Here is a 6,058-nt window from a genome sequence, read left to right as displayed (position 1 = left end):
CGCCTCGCCCGCTTCGTGAGCCGCGACACGACGGGCGGCCTGCTGCTGCTCGGCGCGACCGTGCTCGCGCTCGTGCTCGCCAACAGCCCCGCCGCCGACTGGTACGGCGCCGTCCGCGACACGACGTTCGGGCCCGCGGCCCTGCACCTCGACCTCAGCGTCGGGGCCTGGGCCGCCGACGGGCTGCTCGCGATCTTCTTCTTCGTCGTCGGCCTCGAGCTCAAGCAGGAGTTCGTCGCGGGCTCGCTCCGCGACCCGCGCGCGGCGGCCCTGCCCATCGCCGCGGCGGTCGGCGGCGTCGCCCTGCCCGCCGTGATCTACACGCTGGTCAACCTCGACGCGGGCGGCGACGCGCTGCAGGGCTGGGCCATCCCGGCGGCGACGGACATCGCGTTCGCCGTCGCGGTCATCGCCGTCGTGGGCAAGCGTCTGCCGCCGGCGCTCCGCACGTTCCTGCTGACGCTGGCCGTGGTCGACGACCTGCTCGCCATCACGATCATCGCCGTCTTCTACACCTCCGGCATCCTGTTCCTGCCGTTGCTCGCCGCGCTCGTCCCGCTCGCGGCGTTCGCGCTGCTCGTCCGTCGCGGAGTCCGCTCGTGGTGGCTGCTGATCCCCCTCGGCGTCGTCGCGTGGGCCCTGGTGCACGCCTCGGGCATCCACGCGACCATCGCCGGGGTCGTGCTCGGCCTGCTCGTGCCGGCGATCGCGACCCGACGGGCCGGCGTCGACCACACCGGCCCCGACGGCCACGTCGAGCGGCACCCGCTCACGCACCACTTCGCCGAGCGCTGGAGTCCCGTCTCGTCCGGCGTCGCCGTGCCGCTCTTCGCGTTCTTCTCGGCGGGCGTGACGGTCGGCGGCGTCGCCGGCCTCCGCGACGCGCTGACGGACAGCGTCGCCCTCGGCATCGTCCTGGCCCTCGTGCTCGGCAAGTCGATCGGCATCACCGTGTCGTCGCTGCTCGTGACGCGCCTCCCCGGCATCCGGCTCGACCCGAGCCTCCGCTGGCCTGACGTCGTCGGCCTGTCGTTCGTCGCGGGCATCGGCTTCACCGTGTCGCTGCTCGTCGGCGAGCTCGCGTTCGGCAGCGGCAGCGAGCGCGACGACGTGGTCAAGGTCGGCGTGCTCGTCGGGTCGCTCGTGTCGGCCCTCATCGGCGCCGCCGTCCTGATGGTGCGGGCCCGCCAGCGCGCCCGCACCGACGCCGAGCGCTAGCCGCCCGGCCCGCGCGCGCCGATGTCGGCTCCGTGCCCGCTCCTCGTTCAGGAAGTCCGGTCCTGATCCTCGCCGCGGGGGGAGCCGGAGTCCTGAACCGTGCACCGTGCAGGATCGGCGCGGGCAGAGTTCCTCAGTGCTGCGCGACGTCCCCGCGACGAGCAACGCGCAGGAGGCGCGGGCCGGGACGATGAACGACTAGCGTCGGTCAGGTGGACGACGACGACGCGACCCCCGCCTCCTCGTGGACCCGTCGACGGTCGTCGATCACCCTGCTCGCCCTCGTGGTCGGCATCTCGCCGTTCGCGACCGACATGTACGTCCCAGCGCTGCCGGCCATCGCCCGGGACCTCGGCACCACGACGGCCGTCGCGCAGCTCAGCCTGACCGCGTTCCTCGTCAGCTTCGCGCTGGGCCAGTTCGTGATCGGCCCGCTCAGCGACGGCATCGGCCGACGCCGAGTGCTGCTGATCGGCACGGCGGTCTTCACCGTCGCCTCCCTCGGCTGCGCCCTGGCGCCCGACGCGACGACGCTGATCGTCGCGCGGGTGCTGCAGGGACTCGGCGGCGCGGCGGGCAGCATCGCGGGGCGGGCGATGGTCGGCGACTCCACGACGGGCACGCGCCGCAGCCGGCTCTTCGCCTCCCTGGCGGTCGTGAACTCGCTCGGACCGGTCGTCGCGCCCCTGGTCGGCGGCGTCGTGCTGACGGTCGCCGCCTGGCGCTCGCTCTTCGTGGTGCTCGCGGTCTTCGGCCTGGCGCTCACGGTGCTCTCGGCCGTGCGGTTCCCCGAGACGCTGCCCGCCGCCTCCCGGTCCGGTGCCTCGCTCGGCGCGGCCGGCCGACGGATGGGCGAGCTGCTGCGCATCCCGCGCTTCCGCTGGTACCTCGTCACGGGCTGTGCCGCGACGATCGGCTTCTTCTCGTACATCTCGACGTCGTCGTTCGTGTTCCAGGAGCAGTACGGCTTCAGCGAGCTCGGCTACACCCTCGTCTTCGCCTCGAACGCGTCGTGCATGATCCTGTCGACGCTGCTCTTCCGGCGGCTGGTGGGGCGCTTCGCCGAGGACTCCCTCTACACGGCAGGCCTCGTCACCTGCACCGCCGGGTCGGCGCTCGTGCTGGTGGGCGCGGCGACCGCCGTCGGTCCCCTGCTGGTCTGGCCGGCGCTCGCGCTCGTCACGGCGGGTTGGGGCTTCGTCATCCCCGGGTCGATCACGCTGACGCAGGCGCTCGGGCACCGCTGGCCCGGCTCCGCAGCCGCGCTGCAGGGCGGGCTGCAGTTCGGGCTCGGCGGGCTCGCGACGCCGCTCGCCGGCGCCCTCGGCGGGACCGCACTCGTGATGGGCGGGCTCATGACGGCCTTCGTCGGCGTCGGGCTCGCGGTGCAGCTCGCAGTGCGGACGCCCCGGGGCTGACCACCCCGGGCCGAGCGCTCAGACGGCGGCGGCCCTCGCGATGCGACCGGCGTCGAAGAAGTCCGCGTAGGTGGGCTCCGGCGGCCGGGCCGACCGCATGGGCGGCAGCACCGTGACCGGGCGACGGCGCTTGGGGTACGCGCCGATCGAGGCAGGGTGCACGCGGGGATCCGAGATGTAGAGGCTCATCGTGTCGTCCTTCCTGTGAGGCGGAGGGGGGACGGGCGGCCGAGGCCGTGTCGAGCACGACGACCGCCCTGTCTTGTCCTCCTGAATCTAGGGAGGGCGACGCGTGACCGTCAGGGGCTTGCGCCCCGAACGAGGGGTGCGCTAAGCCCGCGACAGGAAGCGCGAACGGGGCACAGGCGGCTGGCGACCCACCATGCCCGAGGCGGAGTACACCGGATCCCGTGACCTCACCGCTCCTCCTCGCCGGCCTCGCCGGCCTGCTGTCCGGCCTCTCGCTCGTCGTGGGCTCGCTCGTCGCCTGGTTCGTGAAGGTGCCCCGCGAGCTGGTCGCCCTCGTGATGGCGTTCGGCGCCGGCGTCCTGATCTCGGCCCTCGCCTTCGACCTCGTCGACGAGGCGACCAGCAGCGGCGGCTTCGTGCCGACGATCTCCGGCTTCGTCGTCGGGGCGGTCGTCTACGTCGTGCTCGACCAGCTGCTCGAGCACGGCGGTTTCCGTCTGAAGCGGCACCGTCGTCGCCACGACCGGAGCGAGCCCGCGGACGACGCCGCGAGCGACGACCGCGGAGGTGGTGGCCACGGCGGGAAGGCCGCAGCAGCGAGCGGCGGCACGGGTCTCGGCATCGCGCTCGGCGCCCTGCTCGACGGCGTCCCCGAGACCGCCGTGCAGGGCGTCAGCCTCACGGGCGGCGGATCGCTGAGCGTCGCGGTGCTCGTCGCCGTCGTCATCTCGAACTTCCCGGAGGGGATGTCGAGCACCGCCGACCTCAAGGGGTCAGGACGCGGCGCAGGGTACGTGTTCGGGCTCTGGTCGGGCATCGCCGTGGTCTGCGCGCTGTCGGCGGTCGGCGGGTACGCGCTCCTGGGCGGCGTGCCGGAGGGGGCCCAGTCGTTCGTGATGGCGTTCGCGGCAGGGGCGATCCTCGCGATGATCTGCGACACGATGATCCCGGAGGCGTTCCGGAAGGCGCAGACGCTGACCGGGCTGGTGACCGTGCTCGGCTTCGTCGCCAGCTACGCGGTGCACCAGGTCGGCTAGGCGCCCCTGGCCGTCCGTTCGTGCTGGCCGCCGACGTGCACGGCACCACGGTCGAGCGGCTCGGGCAGCATCTGCAGGCCGGTGCCGCTGTTCGCGGCGTTCGAGAGGACCGTCAGCCAGGCCTGGTTGACGACGGGAGGGCGGCTCCCCTCGAACTTGAAGCGGAGGCTGACCGTGGGGTAGATCCAGATCGTGCTGCGACCGTCCCCCGCCGAGGCGGGCTCCTTCCACGAGAAGGCGAAGCTCTCCTGGCGCCGGAGCTTGTTGATGACCACGATCTGCAGGTGCGCGAGGGTGCGGTCGTCCATGTGGATCTCAGCGGTGTTGCCGTCGTAGATCAGGTAGCCCACGGGGTGTCCTCTCGGTGGCGGTGGTTCCCTGCCGAGGCGACGTCCCAGAAGCGTCGACCATGGAGCACCAGTCGGGTCGGCCGCGCAGGGATCAGAACCCCACGGCAGTCGGCTGGGGGCCATGCTGCCACGACGGGACCGGTGCCGTACAGCCTCGGCCAGGGCTGGTCGGATCAGCCCTGGGCTGCTAGGCCGGGCGCCGACTCGCTCGGCGCGGGCGCGGCACGCTCGAGGATCCGCAAGGCCTCGGCCGAGCTGACCACCCAGCTGAGCGTGGCCGTGACGGTCGCCGTCGACTGCTCGCTGATCTCGTTGTCCAGGAAGTTGACGGACACCTTGCTGATCGTCTCGCTCTGCACGGGCACGGTCTTGAGCGCGTCGACGATCGCGCGGTCGTCGTAGGGGAGGTTGGAGATCGCCATGATGTCGGGTCCGATCGGTCTGGTCGCTCGTGGTCGTGGTCGTGGTCGCGTCGCTGCTCGTCCTCGTCGGCGTCGTCGTGGACTTCCGCGCGACCCTGCCGAGACTACGTCGCGACGTCGCTCGGCGACCGGTGCGGTCCCGCTCGGGCCGGGGCGCCGCGCTACGCGGCCAGCGTCACGGACGTGTCGGTCACGCCGGTCGCGGCCGCCGCCTCCTGCGCGACCTGCTCGGCCTCGACGACGACGGAGGACCCGGGATCGGGCGCGGGACCGGGGTCGGACACCTCGAGCCCCGCCGCGACGGCGCTCGCCCAGCCGCGGTGCATCGCGCTGAACGAGAAGGCCCGGCGCAGGGTCGTGCCGCCGAGGTCCCAGGAGGGGAAGCCCACGAACTCGACGCCGGCGAACTGGGCGGCGACCTGGCGCAGGGCGTCGTCGACGCGCCTCAGCTGCGAGCCGATCAGGCGGGCGGCGGCGGGCGAGAGGCCCTGGAACTGCGTCATGGGCGGCAGCCCCGCCAGCAGCACGGGCACCTCCCGGCCCGCGGCCGAGCGGACGCGTGCGACGAGACGACCGGCGGAGGCGACGATGTCCTCGCTCGCGGTGAGCTGGAGCACGTCGGGCACTCCGAGGGCGACGATGACGGCGTCGGCGTCGGCCGCAGCTGCGCCGAGCCGGGGGTGGTGCGCGGCCCGGCGGACGGTCATCAGGGGGTCGGCGATCGTCTTCCAGGAGCAGCCCCGACCGGTCCGGCCGGACCAGGCGCCCCCGAGCTGAGCCGGGAACGCCATGCCGTGCAGGAGCACTCCGTACCCCGACACGGCCAGGTCACCGACGACGAGGAGGCGGGCTGCGTCCGGGCCCGGCACGGACGCGACGGCCTCGTCCCGGGGGAACGGTGCCCGGCGGATCTTGACGCCGAGCACACCGAGGTGCAGAGCGAGGTAGGGGCGGGCGAACGTGAGCAGGGTCGCTGCTGTGCGGTCTCGGAGGGTGGTCATGGGCCGTCCTGGCGGTGCGGTGCCGGGATCCGTCCCGGTCGGTGGCGCGGTGGCGCTCGCCGACGGTACATGCAGCCGCATCTAGGGCGCCAGCGTCGGCCCCTGCCGTTGCGCCTTGCGGACAGACCGAGCGGTCTGCCCCGGCGCGACGGCTCAGCACAGCTCGGCACGGCTCGGGCCGGCCGGCCCGGGCCGACCGGGCACCCCGGAGTGGACGATGAACCCCGACCTGACGGGGTGCGTCGTCCACTTCGAGGTGCACGAGGAGGAGCGGGTCAGCTGCCGGTGGCGGACTCGTCGGCGGGGGCAGACGGAGCGTCCGTCGGCGGGGTGGGAGCGTCGGTCGGCGGCGTGGGGCGGTCGCCGCTGCCCGAGCCCTCCTCGCCGGGGGTCGGAGCGTCACCGGGCGCCGGAGCGTCGGCC

Annotated in this window: 7 protein-coding genes; 3 read left to right on the top strand and 4 right to left on the bottom strand. The window is 73.6% G+C overall.

The window, feature by feature from the left end; all coding sequences use genetic code 11:
* Nucleotides 1–1,218, top strand: a 1,218-nt coding sequence (gene nhaA / locus RWM17_RS11350; protein ID WP_314103756.1) for a Na+/H+ antiporter NhaA, incomplete at its 5' end; no start/stop codon positions are given.
* 212 nt (nucleotides 1,219–1,430) lie between these two features.
* Nucleotides 1,431–2,636: a multidrug effflux MFS transporter gene (locus RWM17_RS11345; RefSeq protein WP_314103754.1), complete on the top strand. Its 1,206-nt coding sequence runs from the start codon at nucleotides 1,431–1,433 to the stop codon at nucleotides 2,634–2,636.
* 18 nt (nucleotides 2,637–2,654) lie between these two features.
* Here RWM17_RS11345 and RWM17_RS11340 read toward each other — a convergent pair whose 3' ends face one another.
* A complete protein-coding gene (locus RWM17_RS11340) occupies nucleotides 2,655–2,825 on the bottom strand; it encodes a hypothetical protein (RefSeq protein WP_166644817.1) in 171 nt (56 codons plus the stop codon).
* Nucleotides 2,826–3,046: 221 nt separating this feature from the next.
* Between RWM17_RS11340 and RWM17_RS11335 the strand changes: the two genes are divergently transcribed.
* Nucleotides 3,047–3,862: a ZIP family zinc transporter gene (locus tag RWM17_RS11335; RefSeq protein WP_314103751.1), complete on the top strand. Its 816-nt coding sequence runs from the start codon at nucleotides 3,047–3,049 to the stop codon at nucleotides 3,860–3,862.
* On the opposite strand, the gene RWM17_RS11330 is transcribed toward RWM17_RS11335, so the two are convergent.
* From RWM17_RS11330 to RWM17_RS11320, 3 genes are all read right to left on the bottom strand, one after another.
* Nucleotides 3,859–4,212: an ATP-dependent DNA ligase gene (locus RWM17_RS11330; RefSeq protein ID WP_314103748.1), complete on the bottom strand. Its 354-nt coding sequence runs from the start codon at nucleotides 4,210–4,212 to the stop codon at nucleotides 3,859–3,861. The two genes, RWM17_RS11335 and RWM17_RS11330, sit on opposite strands and share 4 nt — an antisense overlap.
* 173 nt (nucleotides 4,213–4,385) lie before the next feature.
* Nucleotides 4,386–4,634 carry a hypothetical protein gene (locus RWM17_RS11325; RefSeq protein ID WP_314103746.1) on the bottom strand — a complete coding sequence of 83 codons (249 nt, stop codon included), beginning with the start codon at nucleotides 4,632–4,634 and terminating at the stop codon, nucleotides 4,386–4,388.
* Nucleotides 4,635–4,795: 161 nt separating this feature from the next.
* Nucleotides 4,796–5,635 (bottom strand): GDSL-type esterase/lipase family protein, encoded by an 840-nt coding sequence (locus RWM17_RS11320; RefSeq protein WP_314103745.1) that lies wholly within the window; start codon nucleotides 5,633–5,635, stop codon nucleotides 4,796–4,798.
* Nucleotides 5,636–6,058 lie beyond the last annotated feature (423 nt).

The sequence above is a fragment of the uncultured Frigoribacterium sp. genome, assembly GCF_963515265.1.
Taxonomy (GTDB): Bacteria; Actinomycetota; Actinomycetes; order Actinomycetales; family Microbacteriaceae; genus Frigoribacterium.
The sequence above is the reverse complement of the archived record's forward strand: the minus strand, read 5'-3'. Positions and strand labels throughout refer to the sequence as shown.